Annotated in this window: 20 protein-coding genes; 7 read left to right on the forward strand and 13 right to left on the reverse strand. The window is 32.5% G+C overall.

What is annotated here, in order from left to right:
- Positions 1–153 precede the first annotated feature (153 nt).
- From THENA_RS06545 to THENA_RS06555, 3 genes are read left to right on the forward strand one after another with little or no spacing between them, the layout of a single operon-like run.
- Positions 154–1140, forward strand: a complete 987-nt coding sequence (locus THENA_RS06545) for an extracellular solute-binding protein (RefSeq protein WP_013756614.1) — start codon at positions 154–156, stop codon at positions 1138–1140.
- 2 nt (positions 1141–1142) lie between these two features.
- The gene (locus THENA_RS06550; protein WP_013756615.1) at positions 1143–1961 is read left to right on the forward strand and encodes an ABC transporter permease; all 819 of its coding nucleotides are present in this window, start codon (positions 1143–1145) and stop codon (positions 1959–1961) included.
- Positions 1958–3046 (forward strand): ABC transporter ATP-binding protein, encoded by a 1089-nt coding sequence (locus THENA_RS06555; RefSeq protein ID WP_013756616.1) that lies wholly within the window; start codon positions 1958–1960, stop codon positions 3044–3046. Before THENA_RS06550 ends, THENA_RS06555 begins: the two co-directional genes overlap by 4 nt.
- Positions 3047–3053: 7 nt before the next feature.
- On the opposite strand, the gene THENA_RS06560 is transcribed toward THENA_RS06555, so the two are convergent.
- On the reverse strand, positions 3054–3755 hold the full coding sequence (locus tag THENA_RS06560) for an MgtC/SapB family protein (protein ID WP_013756617.1): 702 nt from the start codon (positions 3753–3755) through the stop codon (positions 3054–3056).
- Positions 3756–4002: 247 nt separating this feature from the next.
- Between THENA_RS06560 and THENA_RS06565 the strand changes: the two genes are divergently transcribed.
- From THENA_RS06565 to panB, 4 genes are all read left to right on the forward strand, one after another.
- The gene (locus THENA_RS06565) at positions 4003–4125 is read left to right on the forward strand and encodes an RCKP-type rubredoxin-like domain-containing protein (protein WP_013756618.1); all 123 of its coding nucleotides are present in this window, start codon (positions 4003–4005) and stop codon (positions 4123–4125) included.
- A 62-nt stretch (positions 4126–4187) separates the two neighbouring features.
- Complete coding sequence (locus THENA_RS06570) at positions 4188–4562, forward strand: Fur family transcriptional regulator (RefSeq protein WP_169309424.1); 375 nt, start codon at positions 4188–4190, stop codon at positions 4560–4562.
- Between the two features lies 1 nt (position 4563).
- Positions 4564–4749, forward strand: a complete 186-nt coding sequence (locus tag THENA_RS06575; protein ID WP_013756620.1) for a 2-hydroxymuconate tautomerase — start codon at positions 4564–4566, stop codon at positions 4747–4749.
- Positions 4749–5561 carry a 3-methyl-2-oxobutanoate hydroxymethyltransferase gene (gene panB / locus THENA_RS06580; protein ID WP_013756621.1) on the forward strand — a complete coding sequence of 271 codons (813 nt, stop codon included), beginning with the start codon at positions 4749–4751 and terminating at the stop codon, positions 5559–5561. The genes THENA_RS06575 and panB overlap by 1 nt, the downstream gene beginning before the upstream one ends.
- Here panB and coaE read toward each other — a convergent pair.
- The 12 genes from coaE to rfaE1 form a co-directional block, all read right to left on the reverse strand.
- Positions 5547–6140 carry a dephospho-CoA kinase gene (coaE, locus tag THENA_RS06585; protein ID WP_013756622.1) on the reverse strand — a complete coding sequence of 198 codons (594 nt, stop codon included), beginning with the start codon at positions 6138–6140 and terminating at the stop codon, positions 5547–5549. The two genes, panB and coaE, sit on opposite strands and share 15 nt — an antisense overlap.
- Before the next feature lie 16 nt (positions 6141–6156).
- A complete protein-coding gene (locus THENA_RS06590) occupies positions 6157–8028 on the reverse strand; it encodes a hypothetical protein (RefSeq protein WP_041437967.1) in 1872 nt (623 codons plus the stop codon).
- Between the two features lie 2 nt (positions 8029–8030).
- The gene (locus tag THENA_RS06595; protein WP_013756624.1) at positions 8031–8567 is read right to left on the reverse strand and encodes a hypothetical protein; all 537 of its coding nucleotides are present in this window, start codon (positions 8565–8567) and stop codon (positions 8031–8033) included.
- Positions 8567–9127: a hypothetical protein gene (locus tag THENA_RS06600; RefSeq protein ID WP_013756625.1), complete on the reverse strand. Its 561-nt coding sequence runs from the start codon at positions 9125–9127 to the stop codon at positions 8567–8569. Before THENA_RS06600 ends, THENA_RS06595 begins: the two co-directional genes overlap by 1 nt.
- A gap of 189 nt (positions 9128–9316) precedes the next feature.
- On the reverse strand, positions 9317–9709 hold the full coding sequence (locus THENA_RS06605) for an FtsB/FtsL family cell division protein (RefSeq protein WP_013756626.1): 393 nt from the start codon (positions 9707–9709) through the stop codon (positions 9317–9319).
- 1 nt (position 9710) lies between these two features.
- Entirely contained in the window at positions 9711–10112 is a 402-nt protein-coding gene (locus THENA_RS06610) for a hypothetical protein (protein WP_013756627.1), read from the reverse strand.
- A 79-nt stretch (positions 10113–10191) separates the two neighbouring features.
- Positions 10192–10809, reverse strand: a complete 618-nt coding sequence (locus tag THENA_RS06615; RefSeq protein ID WP_013756628.1) for a copper amine oxidase-like domain-containing protein — start codon at positions 10807–10809, stop codon at positions 10192–10194.
- Between the two features lie 92 nt (positions 10810–10901).
- Positions 10902–12449, reverse strand: a complete 1548-nt coding sequence (gene guaA, locus THENA_RS06620; RefSeq protein WP_013756629.1) for a glutamine-hydrolyzing GMP synthase — start codon at positions 12447–12449, stop codon at positions 10902–10904.
- Positions 12449–13606: a GuaB3 family IMP dehydrogenase-related protein gene (locus THENA_RS06625; protein ID WP_013756630.1), complete on the reverse strand. Its 1158-nt coding sequence runs from the start codon at positions 13604–13606 to the stop codon at positions 12449–12451. The genes guaA and THENA_RS06625 overlap by 1 nt, the downstream gene beginning before the upstream one ends.
- Positions 13607–13638: 32 nt before the next feature.
- The gene (locus THENA_RS06630; RefSeq protein ID WP_013756631.1) at positions 13639–14484 is read right to left on the reverse strand and encodes an NAD(P)H-binding protein; all 846 of its coding nucleotides are present in this window, start codon (positions 14482–14484) and stop codon (positions 13639–13641) included.
- 69 nt (positions 14485–14553) lie between these two features.
- The gene (gene rfaE2, locus THENA_RS06635) at positions 14554–15021 is read right to left on the reverse strand and encodes a D-glycero-beta-D-manno-heptose 1-phosphate adenylyltransferase (RefSeq protein ID WP_013756632.1); all 468 of its coding nucleotides are present in this window, start codon (positions 15019–15021) and stop codon (positions 14554–14556) included.
- Between the two features lie 53 nt (positions 15022–15074).
- Positions 15075–16097 carry a D-glycero-beta-D-manno-heptose-7-phosphate kinase gene (gene rfaE1, locus THENA_RS06640; protein WP_013756633.1) on the reverse strand — a complete coding sequence of 341 codons (1023 nt, stop codon included), beginning with the start codon at positions 16095–16097 and terminating at the stop codon, positions 15075–15077.
- Positions 16098–16104 lie beyond the last annotated feature (7 nt).

Consider the following 16104-nt stretch of genomic DNA (forward strand, 5'->3'; position numbering starts at 1 on the left):
CTTTCTTGTCTTCCCCCTTCTTCTGAACAGCTTTAGATATCTCAAAATAATTTAAAAATTTTGAGAGATTTAGAAATTATTTGTGCAAAATATAACTAATTTAATTAAAAGCATTATTTCTTTAACTTTAAATAAGAAGGGAAGATAAAAAATTTGAAAAGGGGAATAATTGGTATTGTAATATTAATTGCAGCCTTAATTTTTGTTGCAGGATGTGCAGCTTCTAATAAGGGGGGAAATCAACAAACAGAAAAAGTAAAATTATATCTTTATGGAGCTGGGACTTTAGCCAAACCGTTTAAAGAAGTTATAGGTGAGTTTGAAAAAAAATACCCTAATGTAACAATAGAATCCCAATTTGGTGGAAGTGTAAAAATGGTCAAACAAGTAACTGAGTTGCATCAACCTGGTGATATAATTGCAGTTGCTGACTACAACGTAATTCCCAAGTATATGTTTGGAGAAAATGGGCAAACAAAATATACGGATTGGTATATAGGTTTCGTAAATAACTCTATTACTTTTGTATATACCGATAAAAGCAAATATGCAAACGAAATAAATTCAACTAATTGGTACAAGATTCTATCGGAAAAAGGAGTTCAAATTGGCAGATCCAATCCTAATACTGATCCTTCGGGGTATCAAACACTTCAAATGTTAAAATTAGCAGAGAAATATTATAAAGATCCAACAATTTATGAAAAAATTCTCGCAAACGCACCAGAAAAAAATATCAGAGATACAGAAACAGAGTTACTCAGCTCTCTTGAAGCTGGTCAGATTGACTACCTTGCCATCTATAAATCCGATGCACTACAACATCACTTGAAATATTTAGACTTACCAGCGCAAATAAACCTAAGCGATCCAAAATATGCTAACTTTTATAAAGAAGCAGTAGTAGATACAAAAAATGGTGAACTATCCGGAAAGCCAATTATCTATGCAATAACAATACCAAATAACTCTAAAAATACCGAATGGGCTATAAAATTCGTAGAATTCTTGCTTGGGCCAGATGGACAATCAATAATGAAGAAGAATGGTTTTGGTGTTTTAGAAAAACCATATGCAAATAATGTTGATAAAGTTCCAGCAGAACTCAAAAATTTTGTAAGCGAGTGGCCAAAGCAATAAAAATGAAAAACAAGGTGGACAGCAAGAGATTTCATTTTAATTGGTTACTTTTAACTTTTTGGTTATTTTCGATGATAATTTTAGGCTTCATTGTTCTACCACTTATTGAAATGTTGTTAGAACAACCAATTGACATGATTATAAAAGCTGCTCAGATGCCTGATATTACCAATTCAATTCTTTTAAGCATAGAGGCTTCACTCATCACTTCAATTATTGCAGTCATATTTGGAACTCCTCTGTCATACATTCTAGCTAGAATTGAATTTCCATATAAATCAATTGTTGAAGCTATTGTAAACCTTCCTCTTGCTGTCCCACATACAGTGGCAGGCATCGCACTTTTATTCGTTTTTGGCAGGTCAGGTCCCATTGGTCATATAACCGAACGTTTTGGAATCAGTTTTTGGGGAACTATATTTGGAATAATTGTTGGAATGCTCTTTGTAAGTTTACCATATATGATAAACTCTGCTAGGCTGGGATTTGAGAACGTCGATATTAGAATAGAAAAAGCTGCAAGAACATTGGGTGCTACAAATAGACAGGTTTTCTTTCACATATCTCTTCCTCTTGCTTTTAGGTCTATTTTAAGTGGAATGGTTCTTACTTATGCAAGATCTATTGCCGAATTCGGAGCTGTTATAATTTTAGCCTACTATCCAGAAACAGCACCAGTAAAAATATATGAACTATTTCTTACAGGAGGGCTAAAACAATCTTCTGCCGCAGCAGTATTGCTATTAATTATTACAATTTCAACTTTCATCATATTTCGATATCTAACAGATTTTAATAGAAAAGGGCATAAATTAAAGTGAGTTTTTTTAAAGTTAAAAACCTTAAAGTAAAAGTAGGAAATTTTATTCTAGACAACATTTCATTTGAACTAAATAAAGGTCAAATTCTTGCAATTCTAGGACCAAGTGGTTCAGGCAAGACTCTTTTATTAGAATCCATTGCAGGCTTTCATCTCCCCGATAAAGGGGAGCTTTATCTTGAAAATAAAGATATAAGCATATTGCCTATAGAAAAAAGGGAAATAGGCTTTATGTTTCAAGATTATGCTCTTTTCCCTCATTGGAACGTTAAAGAAAACATCTTATCTTCTTTTAAGTTTTCAAAAGGATATAAAAAAATTAATATCAATCCAGAAGAAATAATAAAAATGCTTCATATTGAAGATCTTCTAGATAGATATCCTAACAACTTAAGTGGAGGAGAAAAACAAAGAGTAGCCTTAGCAAGATCTTTAATTACAAATCCGAAAATGTTCTTGTTCGATGAACCTATGTCAGCACTTGACACAAGAACCAGAGAAAACCTAAGAGATGAACTTCTAAGTATATTAAAAAAACTCTCTTTAAGCGCAATATATGTAACTCACGATCACATTGAAGCCTTTACTTTAGGAGATTTGGTAGGAATAATTAAAGAGGGAAGATTAATTCAAATTGGAGAAAAAAACCAAATATTTAGAAAACCAAACTCTATCTTTGTAGCAGATTTTATAGGAATAGAAAACCTATTTTCTGCAACAATTAAATCAGTAAAAAGAATTTCGCCAGAATTATATTGTATTGAAGCCAAACATAAACAAATTGTATTTGAAATAATTTCGAATGAGAAGCTTTCAGCCAATGAAGAAGTTTTTCTTTCAATAAGATCTGAAGACATTAGCTTTTTAGACGAATCAGACGAAAGATACAACAATCTAAAAAACATAATAACTTTAGAGGTTATTGATATAGTTCAAGTTGATTTTTTTTATAAAATTTTTTTAAGCGGTGACGTTCATCTTAAAGCAATAACTTTAAAAGATTCCATTAAAAAGCATAAAATAAATATTGGCAAAAAAATTAAAATATATATTGATCCTGAATACATTCATATTATAAAAACATAAAAAAATTTCAATGATCTTTAGCTCCTTGACTCCAATTTACATATTTTACATAGCTTGTGTGCTTTAATCTCTCTAAAAGATCTTTTAGATCTTCTTCATTTATATCCCCCGATAAAATATTAAATATTATTTTGCTCTCACCTTCTTTTGTTGATTCTATTCTCATATTTCTCACAGGATATCCTAATTGTCTCAGAAGTTTTCTCATAACGTTAAATACCCTATCCTCTTTGTCCACTTCTACTCCAGCACAAACTGAAATAATAAAATCATTAGCTGTTACCATAGGCAAATTATTAATAGTGCCTACAATCGTTCTTAAAAAGGTATTGGTAAGCAAAATAAAAAAAGTAGCCATAACAGCCGGCATCCATTGTTGAGCTCCTGAACAAGCGCCAACAGCAGCAGAACACCAAAGTGTAGCAGCAGTGTTTATACCTCTTATATTAATTCCTTCCTTCATGATTGCACCGGCACCAAGAAATCCAACTCCAGAAACCACATAGCTAACTACTCTTATATCATTAACTCTTCCGCCCATACGAAGTCCAAGGTCGACAAAGATAGCAGCCCCAAGGGCGACAAGAGTATTAGTCCTTAAACCAGCTGGATGCTGACGCCACTGACGTTCAACACCTATAAATGTTCCAAGTACAAATGCTAGAAATAATCCAAAAAAAGTTTGGCCTAAGCCCATTGTCTGATCCATATTTCACCTCAATTCTGACTTATTTTTCCTAAATTTTAAACATTTTTGTTTAGAATTCTCTTAAAATCAATTATAAGAAATTTTTAATGTTTTTAAAATTTATATTTAAGAAATATCTCATATTATTAGATTCAGAATTAATAAATAAAAATAATTTAATTATTAAACTAATTACAATAACCTACCAAAATGTTATAATATTTAAAAATAGTTATAAAAATTAATTAATAACAAGGGAGAGATTGAAATGGCAGTTTTTAAGTGTAAAAAATGTGGTTATACTAAAGAGGGAAGGTGTAAACCAAAAAAGTGTCCAGAATGTAACGAACAAAATTCTTTTGAAAAAGTCGAATCAGAAAAGAGAAAGTAGTCTTAAATTATGCTACAATATTTTCTGTTAAAAATATTTAATAAGGGTGACTTAAAATGAGAATGACGCCTCAGAGGAAGTTAATTATAGACATATTAAAAAGCACAAAGTCACATCCTGATGCGTTATGGATTTACCAGAACGCTATAAAGAAAATGCCAAGGATGGGACTTGGTACTGTTTACAGAACGCTGGATCAACTCGAAAGAGATGGGGAAATAAAAAGAATTGATTTCAAAGGAATAGCTCATTACGACGCAAATGTAAACGTTCATCCACATCTTTTATGCTCAAAATGCGGAAAAATAGTTGATATAAGTGACAGCTACGATCTTGACATAAAAAATTTTGATTTAAAGGGTTTCAAAGTTGAATCTATAAACCTTGATATTATAGGTATTTGCCCTGAATGTCAATCAAGAAAGGGTGAAAGTTAGAATGCCAATCGTTACGATAGAATTATTAGAAGGCAGGTCAAAGGAGCAAAAGAAGCAAATTGCAAAAGATATAACCGAAACTTTGATAAAAAATGCAAATGTCAAACCTGAGGCTATCACAATTTTGTTTCATGATCTGAAAGCTGATGATATTGCAAAAGGTGGCAAGCTTTTATCTGAAAAATAATGGATAAAAAACTTTACGCACCTGATATTATTAAATTAAAGGGCGTTAGGAAATTTTCGATGGTTACAGCTTATGATTATACTAGCGCTCTTTTAGTTTCAATGAGTGATATAGATATAATACTCGTTGGGGACTCACTTGGTATGGTAATGCTTGGCCACGAGAATACCCTTAATGTAACGGTCGACGAAATGCTAATCTTTCTTAAAGCTGTAAAAAAGGGTGCTCCAAACAAGATGATCGTAGCTGATATGCCTTTTCTTTCTTATCAAATAGACATAAAAGATGCCATAGAGAATGCTGGTAAACTTATAAAAGCAGGCGCAGATGCAGTAAAAATAGAAGGATTTGAATTTCCAATACCTGAAATCACCAAAAGATTAAGCAGTATGGGAATACCAGTGATGAGTCATTTAGGTCTAACCCCACAACACGTTCTCAAATTTGGAGGATTTAAGGTTCAAGGCAATACAAAAGAAGATGCCGATAAAATTATCGGTGCCAGCAAAGAACTTGAAGAACAGGGAGCATTTTGTGTGCTTTTAGAAGCTGTTCCTGAAGAAATTTCCGAAATGGTAACTAAAGAGCTACAAATTCCAACTATTGGTATAGGCGCTGGGAGATTTGTAGATGGCCAGGTATTAGTATGGCAAGATCTTTTGGGTATAAATCCAAACAGAGTTCCAAAATTCGTTAGAAAATACGCAAATATAAAGGACATCATAATTGATTCTTTGAACAGATATCATCTTGATATTCTAAATTCAACTTTTCCTTCTTATGAAGAAGCTCACCACCTAAAGAGAGTTTAAAAGATCTAAAACTCTTTTTTTTACATCTTCTATATCTTGACTGCCATCAATATAATAAATAGGAACTTTACATTTTTCTATCGGTTTAGAGGGCGGCCACTGCATATTCATTCTAACTTTTGCTTCTTCTTCGCTATACTCTCTACTTTTAACTAATCTATTCAGTCTAACATCAAAAGGAGCATCTACTATCCATATAATATCAAAATCGTCTTCCATATTAGCCTCAAAAAGTAACGGAATTTCAACAAATACAATTTTGTCTCTTCTTAATATGCTTTTAAAATACTCTTTTATCTTTGGCCAAATTAAATCTTCAAGTTTCTTTTTCATGAATTTATCTTTTGAAATTATTAGAGCAATTTCTCTTCTAAGTTTCTGAATATCATAATTTTGCCTACCATCAAAATAGCTCTTAAACATATTGTAAATATCTTGAAAATTTTCATTAAAAATTTTTTTTGATATTTCATCAGCACTATATACTTCAAATCCCAGCCTAGATAAAAAATTTAAGACTTCACTTTTCCCTGACCCTTGAGGACCTGTAATAGCAATTAACAATCCTTCTTTCTTCATTATCTCTCAACAATTATCAAAAAGACATAATACTTAGTGTTGCTCCAAATGACCAACTTCTACCACTTCCATTATCACTTTTTTGATTTACCGCATAAAATTCTATTGGTGTAGAAGCCAGACCTATAGTAAACCTAAACCCCTGACTCATTCTTATCCAGGGATATGGTATTGGAATAGTTTTTGTAAAACCAATATAGTATTTTGTATCGAAAGGAGCCCCAGATTCACTTCTTGAAAATTCAATTTCAGAAAATACAAAATCCAAACCAAGCCTATTTAATATATCTTTTTTATTTAAAACGTCTGCATATTTCATAAGGTATATATTTCTTCTTTCCCAAAAGGCATTAACTGTTTGTCCACCTGTTCTTAGATTATCGTCAAGCCCTCTAAAACGAATAATCCAGTTTTTACCTAAATAATAGTCAAGATCAAGTCTCAAATTAATCCAGGAGTTCCTGCCCACAGTATAGTATGAAGAATATGCATAACCTCCAAATCTATTTGAATCTATTCCAAGTATAACGGGCCTACCAATAGTAGTTTCATATTCTAGATTTGTGTTCAGGTGTCTATCTGCCCTCATATAAAAGTCGTCATTAGGGTCCAAATGAATACTTCCAATTCGTAAATATGTATTTTTAATGAAATTATCCCATTCTACCATAGCGCCAATTTTTTCAAATCCTCCTGTAAATGAACCGGTATTTGAAGAAAAACTGCTAACGCTTCCTCTTTGAGAAGTAAAATCAAAGTTGTCCAGCCTTCCATAAAAGCCAAGATATTCTGGATTATATTCGTCTTTTGATTTGTAAAGATCCCATCTCCACGCAAAATGAGGTTTTGTAAACATAATATTGTCAAAATAACCCCATTCATAATGAGCATTCTTAGTATCCCAATCAAAATTGGCACCAATTAAAGTTCTTCTTTCTCTCGCCTTGCTGTAATCTAATCTTATATCAGATGATACATTAGTAATCACGTTATTCCCGATCTTTGATAAATCACCTTTGTAAGATTCTATAGGTACGTGTTGTTCAATATATCCTACTGTAGGGTCAGCTTTCCCAAGAATATACTGATCGCTTATGTGCGTATTGTTAAAATTTGCCCAAAAGGAAAAGTCTTGTTTATGAAGTCTATTTGTAGTGTCATATATCGAACCGCCAACCTGTCCTGAATAATCATAATTTATAACAAAACCTTGATCAGCCGTATCTGACCATGTAATGTTTAACCTCTTGGTTATAATAGGAACTACTCCCAAAACAAGTCTTCCTGGAGGATTGCCAATTTGACCCGCCTTTGCAACAGGTATATATATATTGTTTGGAAAAAGAGTTTCTCTTTGGCGTGGAATGCTGATATATTCAATTTTACCATCAGCCATTAATACTGGAATCCTTGCACCTTCTGCAAGAGCCTTGTCAGTTACGCCAACGGGTACCATAAAACTATTTCCTGGTTTTTGCATATCTTTATAAGTGATATCAATTGTTTCATTTCCAAGTTTTACAGTCTTAGTAACATTTGATTTGGCATTTTTATCCTGATATGTAAAAATTTTTCCATCTATCAAGAGAATTTGTCCACTTTTAGCGCTATTTGTATCCATAACTATACTTTCATTAGCATAAGAGGAGTTGTTAGAGAAACAAACAAAAAACGTTGATAAAAAAAAGATACCAACGAAGAAAGTTTTATTTTTGCTAAAAGACAAGTTTCTTAATCTAGAGAAGAAAAATGAAGTTAAAAAACTATCTTTTTTCCCAAATAAAAATAGACGAAGTTGATAAAGCCTTTCCTTTAGTATAATAAAATCAAAAAGAGCATTCTTAATACTGTAATCACGATATGTTTTTTTATAAGAATTATTGTTCATTTTCACGGTTCTTGATATATAAACCCTTCATAAAAAATGTGAATGTTGTCATTAGAAGACGTTCCCTCCAAAAAGACTGCTTTCTTTTTTACAGGAATTTGTTCTAAATTATTCAGAATTTCAAAACCCATTTTTTCTAAGACTATCCTTGCATCATTAATTGAAAGCCCTTCAATATCAGGGATTAAACCCATCACTTCTGCCTCTCTAAGTTTAAGATCTAAACCCCACTTCCCAAACTTATAGGACATATACAGATTGTATCTTTCTACTTTAAGAGTAGGGTAATTTTTTTTAACCCAGTCAAAGACATCATCAATCTTTTTCTCATTTTTTTTATAAGAATCTTCTAAAGAATACAACTCACTAGCAGTACCAAAAACTACTACTATGCCATTTTGAGTCCTAAAAACAATGTTATCTTCAGGTTCTGCAAACACAAAACTCTGGGAAATCAAAATTGAGCAAAAAGAGAATAAAATCAAAAACAAGACAAAAAAATTAATCCTTAAATTTTTTAAATTTATAATTCTTCTCATTACATCAAATACACCTTGCTAAGTTTTTTGAAAAAAGCGTCAATAAAAGTTTTATAAGAATCAAAATCTGGCGGAGGATCTTGATCTAAGAGTGTCAAAAGATAATACTTTTGCTCCTGGCCTACACCCCTATTCATTCTTTCTATCTGAGAGTATGTTAATCTTATCATCCTAACTTGAAGCGGCAAAAAGTCCAAACCGTATATGCTTCTCTCTTTAACATTATAAAGATCTGGAAAATATGTAACCTTTTCTAAAGCACTTCTAATATCAAGATAATGTAAGAGTTTTTGTTCAACTTTATCATTTAAAGCTTTACTAAAAATAGGATCGTCAATAGGCATAGAATCCTCTTTTAATCTTTGCTCAGCATTCACGTAAGCAGAAAAAAGTTCTTTTGGAACGTCCTGAGCATGCCCTAGTATATACATTGCCTTTAAAGAGTCTTCCTCAGAAAGAGATTTTAGTTTTGGCAAGTTTCCTCTTGAAAATGTATAGAAATATCTATATGAAAGATCATTTGCTTTCTTTTCCCAAATTTGAATTATTTCCTGGGACAAATTTACTACATCAGCGTAAGCATCCTTATTTAAGAAAAGAAAGTTACTTGCAGAAAGAAAAATAAATAAAAATACAGAAAAAAATAAAATAAAAAAGACCTTCTTGAAGGCAAAGAAAACTAAACCTCTTTTTATATCTTTAATCTTAAAAAAATTTGAATTTATAATACTTTATATTCCTCCAAATTTTTATTTTCTTATATCAATATACTCGCTTGAGCCAAATTTACCCCTTAACTCCTTTTGAAGTGCTTCGTTTTTAGCTTGAAGTTCTGAAACTTTAGCCTCAAGCTGAGCAATTTGTGATAAAAGCTTTTGTCTTTCACTCTGAGTAAATTGGTTCTGATTTTTGTAAACATTTTGTTCGTTTGCTGGAATTTTGCTTCTTAACATATTATTTTCTTTTACAAGAGCCGCAATCATTTCTTGACTTTGCTGAAGTTGTTCTTGAAGATTACTTGTAGAAACTTCTTGCGGTTTAAAGTAAGCAATAGACAGCAACGCAACAAATACAATTACTAACATAAAAGCAAAGTCAATGAATGGCATAAGAAAAGTAATACGTCTTTTTGGAGAAGCCATCTTACGAAAGTCTAGCCGAAATAGCTGACAATATGACTGATATCAAAAGTCCAGTAATTGTCGCTTCAATTTTGATAGAAACACCATATCCTACCATTTCAACATTGTGGGCAGCAATAGCAGGGCCAATAACCTGGCCTAAACCATAAAGAGTTACAACAAGACCTAAACCCTGAGCTACCCCACCCATTGTAATTAGCTTTTCCTGTGGAGATTCCTTAGAAATAAGACCAGCCCATGCCGCCCCAACAGGTACTATTGCAGCCCACACAGTACTTCTTGCAATAAAATAAACCAAAGGAGCTGCTACCAAAAGTAAAAACGTTATCATTACTAGATCTATTCTATCCCTAACAAATCCTTGTAAAGTAGATTTTTTTGTACTCAATTCTATTTCCTTCATACTTCAAATTTCACCCTTCGTAAAATTAATTTATAACCTATACAATTTTAACAATAAAAAATAAAAAAACTTATTATTTCTAAGAACTTCTATTTTTTAACCATTCTTTGAAAATTGTAAAAAATAAAAATAAAACACCTATTAACCACAATAAGGGTATTCCATATTCAATTACTGGAGGATTTGGCATATTAAGAGATACGTTATTAGGAGTATTTGTCTGATTTTGTAGATTTTTATTAAGCCCAATATTTATTGTATTATTTCCCTTTTCTACGCTTGCTCCAAGATTAAGTGCTGTAATCTCTAATGGAACCATTGTTCTATCCTGATAAATAAAAGCAGGAGCTAACATTCTTTCTTCTTTATTATTCACATTTACTTGAGAACTTTCAATATAAAACTCTATACTTTTATCACCTAATGAAACTTTAACTGTTCTGTGTTGTTCATCCCATGTTACAGTTGCTTTTAAAGCTTCTGATACAAATCTTACTGGAACGTAAATTAACCCATATCTTATTACCGGAGGCACATCACTTTTGATTTCTTTCCCATCAACAATAATTTTCAAATCGTTAGCAATTTTAATATTTGCATCTAAAATCTTTGATGCGCTAACTGGCGTTTGTTCTTGAGCATACGCAGTAGAAAATAGAATACACAGAGCAAAAAAAATAAAAATAATCCTCTTCATACTTTTAAAATCCTATAAAGCCATGCATATAATTTTTACTCCCTATATAAAAATATTCTTATATTATACACTGTCTTTAAAATATCCCAAAATTATTCCCACTCTATTGTTGCAGGTGGTTTAGAGGATATATCATAGACCACCCTATTAACTTCATCTACCTCGTTTACAATCCTTCGGGCAATTCTATCAAGCAAGTCATAAGGTATTCTTGCCCAATCTGCTGTCATTGCATCGTCACTAGAAACTATTCTTAACACTATCGGATATGAATAAGTTCGCCTATCTCCCATAACTCCTACGCTTTTTATTGGTAAAAGCACAGCAAAAGCTTGCCATACATCCCTATACAATCCGGCATTAAAAATCTCTTCCCGAACAATTGCATCAGCATCTCTCAAAATTCTTAGTTTTTCTCTAGTTATCTCACCTACAATTCTTATTGCTAGACCTGGTCCAGGAAAGGGATGCCTATAAACAATTTCTTCAGGAAGACCAAGCTCCAAAGCAAGATTTCTTACTTCATCCTTAAATAAATTTCTAAAGGGCTCAAGAAGTTTAAACTTCATGTCTTCAGGGAGGCCAGCAACATTATGGTGCGATTTAATTCTTACTGCTTTGCCACCAACGCTAACAGCACTCTCTATTACATCAGGATAAAGAGTACCCTGCACCAACCAATCAAAATCACCCAATCCTTTTATTGCATCTTCGAATGTCCTTATAAATTCTTCGCCAATAATTTTTCTTTTACGCTCTGGATCTGACACTCCTTCTAGTTTCGATAAAAATCTTTCTCTTGCATCGATAAATTTGACATTTAAATGGAATTCTTCATCAAATATCCTTTTAATATCTCTATTTTCATTTTTTCTCATAAGACCTGTATCAACATAAAAGCATGTAAGATTGTCGCCAATAGCTTTGTGAACCAAAACAGCAGCAGCACTGGAATCAACTCCTCCAGATAGTGCACATATTGCCTTTTGATCGCCAACCATTTCTTTAATTTTAGATATAGAATCTTGTATAAAGGTAACCATAGACCATGTAGGCTTTGCTTTACAAATATCAAAAACGAAATTTCTTATTATTAACTGTCCCTGTTCTGTATGAGCTACTTCAGGGTGAAACTGTACAGCATATATATTTTTTTCAGGAGAACAAACGCTTGCAAGTTTTTTGTTTTCGGTTATAGCAAGACAACAGAAGCCTTCTGGTAAAACCTTTACTTCGTCTCCATGACTCATCCATACGTTAATTTCATTGGTAACATTTTTGAAAAGTAAATTTTCACTTTCAAATTTTATTTTTGTTCTTCCGTATTCGTGTTTTTGACCCTGCTCTACGTGGCCACCAAGTTGTTGAGAAATAAGTTGCATGCCATAACAAATACCTAAAATTGGTATACCCATGTTTAATATTTCAGGATCCATTTTTGGAGCATCTTCATCATAAACAGAATTAGGACCACCTGAAAGAATAATCCCTTTTGGGCTGAGCTTAGCAAGTTCTTTGGCACTTATTGTAGGGGGGAAAAGTTCAGAATATACAGAACATTCTCTTACTCTTCTTGCAATAAGTTGACTATATTGTGAGCCAAAATCTATTACTGCAATGAGATCCTTCTCAGAAGCCATTATTTACCCATCCCAAGCTTTTGGGCTTTCTGATAGACTTTTCCCTCGGTAAGAAGAGATGGAGCAACAATAACCTCTACGTTATGTAATTCTCTAATAGTTTTAACTCCAAGAGTTGCCAGTGACAAAACCATAGCTCCTGCTATATTATGACAACCATAATCAAATCTAGCAGGGCCTACTAATATCTCCTTAAGAGTTCCGACCGTTCCTACTCTTATCCTTGTGCCTCGCGGCAAAACTGAATTAGGTGTAGCCATACCCCAGTGAAATCCCATTCCAGGAGCTTCTTGAGCCCTTGCTATAGGTGAGCCTATCATGACTGCGTCTGCACCCACAGCTAATGCTTTAATCATATCTCCTGAATTTACCATGCCACCATCAGCAATTATAGGTATATATTTCCCAGTTTCATTAAAAAACATATCTCTTGCAGCTGCCGCTTCACTAATAGCAGTAGCTTGAGGCACGCCAATACCTAAAACTCCTCTTGTTGTACAGGCTGCACCTGGTCCAACTCCTATCAAGACCGCACTTGCTCCCTGCCTCATAAGACCAATAGTTGAAGAAAATCCAACTGTGTTTCCTACAATTACTGGAATTTCCATCATAGAACAAAACTCTTTTATATTCAATATATTTCCTTTGCTGCTTATATGCTTTGGTGCAATAACAGTCGCCTGAAGAACAAATATATCTGCACCAGCATCCCTTGCAATAGGACCAAACTCAGCAGCCATTTGAGGAACGCTAGATACTGCTGCAATTGCTCCGTGAGATTTTACCTCTTGTATTCTTTTTATTATAAGTTCCGGCTTAATCGGCTCTTCATAAAGTCTTTGCATTACTGTTACAAAATCATCTGTTGATGCTGCTGCAATTTCTTCAAGTACAGGAACAGGATCATCATATCTTGTTTGAATGCCTTGCAAATTAATTACTCCCAAAGCACCATATTTTGAAAGTTCTACTGCAATAAAAGGGTTTACTACAGAATCCATTGCTGAAGCAATAACAGGAATGCTAAATTCATAACACCCAATTTTAACAGATATATCTACATCTTCTGGATCAATAGTCCTTTCGGTCGGCCTTAATGCAATTTCATCAAGACCATAACCTCTTCTTGTAATCTTAAACTTTGAAATCTCTTCCACTAATAATATACCTCCTCAAACGGATTAATTGTTTAATATCTTACATAATTTGTGTTATTTGAGCAAACATTTCCTTGAAGAAGCATTTTTAAAGTTACCGTATTTAATGGTATAAAATTAAACCTATCTCCCAAAAAAGCAGCTATTTTAAATAAGAATAAAGGAGCAGGCACAAAGATAACCTTTTTCCCAACAATTTTTGCTATATATTCTATAAGTCCTCTGAAGTTCATTTCTTCTTCACCGCATATTTTTATAACATTGGATTCTAAGCTGCCATTCACGAGATCTTCAGCCACTTTTACAATTTTTTCAGCAACAAGTTCTACCTTTACTGGAGAAAATTTTACATCAATTTTTGGGAGAGGGAAAAAGCCTAAACTCAAGGGTATTGACAAATCTTTTACTATACCTTCTTTTTCACCAATCACAATTGATGGTCTAATTATTGCATACCTCAAACCACTAGACTTTACTTTTTCTTCAGCTTGATATTTATATTTAAAGTAATCAGTAATATCTTTGCCTTTTTCCACTCCATTGGCACTTATTTGTACTAATGGAATGTTTTTATTAAATTCTACTATAGAGTCTATTAAATTTGACGCCGCATCAAAGTGCATAGTTTTAAAGGTAATCCCTCTTTTTGGTATCTCTTTAATTATGCCAACAAGATTAATTACAACATCTGGTTTTAATTTAAGAGCTTCTTTTATAGAGTTTTTATCAAGAATATCGCCTTTAAAATGTTCGACATTTTTTTTATCTGATATCTTTCTTTTATGAGAAAACACTATAACTCTATTCTCTTTATCAAGTAAAGTTTTTACTACTCGTTTACCAATAAACCCTGTTCCACCAAAAATTAAAACTTTCATTTTCACCTCAAAAAAATTTATTATTCTATCTTAAAGAATTTAAAGAATAATTGCAAACGTGTAAATTTTTTAAAAACTTCTTATTTTGTTTAAAATGTTTGTTGTTGAGAAATCTTTATAAAAAGGAAATATTACAACTTTTCCACCATAGCGATGAACAGTTTCAGCCTCTGGGAGATCTTCAAGCTTATAATCTCCACCTTTAACGTGAATTAATGGTCTTAATCTTTCAATCGATGATATGGGGTTTTGCTCATTAAAAATAAAGCAATAATCAACAAATCTAATAGAAGCAACAACCACGGCTCTATTTTCTTGTTTATTTATAGGTCTAGAATTGCCTTTTAATGCTTTAACTGAGCTGTCAGAATTTATCCCAACAACCAAATAATCTCCCAAAGTTTTTGCAAATTCGAATAATCTAATATGGCCTTCGTGTACAATATCAAAGCATCCATTTGTAAATACAACCTTTCTGCCTTCAACTAATAAAATTATTTCATCTAAAGTCTTAAATACATCTGAAATTTTTTTCAAATTTTTAAAACCTTTCTATCAAAATTATCTAAATTTAAAAACAACCTATATGATTATTCATTTTTTTTCGATTTTAGAACAATTTTATTATACAAGTCTCTAATTTCCTCTTCTCTAAGGTATCTTTCTATTTCATTAATACTAGTAGTCGAGGTTCCAACTTTTCTTACAACTATTGCAGCAGCAACATTTGCTAAAAATGTTGAATGAATCATATCGAACCCTGACATTAGCGCCAATGTTAAAACTGCTGTAACTGTATCCCCTGCACCTGTCACGTCATAAACTTCACTAGAAAATGCGGGGAAATTTATAGTTGATTCTTCAGTAAAAAGAGAAATTCCATCAGCACCCCTTGTAATATGAACAGCCTTGCTGCCTAAAAGCTTTAAAAGTTCTCGTCCTGACTGAACAATATCCTCTTCACTCATTAACTTTCTGTCGAAAATAGCCTCAACCTCTTTGAGGTTGGGGGCAACCGTAGTAAAACCTTTGAATAAGAGATAATTTTTTGCTTTAGAATCAGCTACACAAACTCTATTATCAATTGAATTTACTAAAAATTCTATTACCTCTTTAGTAATTATTCCCTTTCTATAGTCAGAAACTATTATAGCGCCGCAATCAGGTATTTGTTTTTTTAAAGAATTTATTACTTTTTCAAGTTCCTCGCTATCAATCTGATTTGAATCTTCGCTATCTACTCTTAAAACTTGTTGTTTTCTGGCAATTAATCTGAGCTTTCTCGTTGTAGGCCTTTTTTTAGAAACAACCAGGCCAGATGTGTCTATATTTGAATCAAATAAAAGTTCTTTAAGCCTTTCTGACTCAACATCATTGCCGACAAGCCCAACAATAGAAACATTTGCCCCTAAAGAAGTTAAATTTTTCGCAACATTCGCAGCTCCACCAAGTCTAAATTCACTACTAATATACTTTAAGACTGGAACTGGAGCCTCAGGAGAAATCCTTTCCATCTCCCCAAACCAATATTCATCAAGCATAATATCTCCAATAACTAAAATCTTTTTAGAAGTATTAAATTTTAAGGAAAAATTATGAATTTCAGAAAACATTACACAA

The organism is Thermodesulfobium narugense DSM 14796, assembly GCF_000212395.1.
GTDB lineage: Bacteria > Thermodesulfobiota > Thermodesulfobiia > Thermodesulfobiales > Thermodesulfobiaceae > Thermodesulfobium > Thermodesulfobium narugense.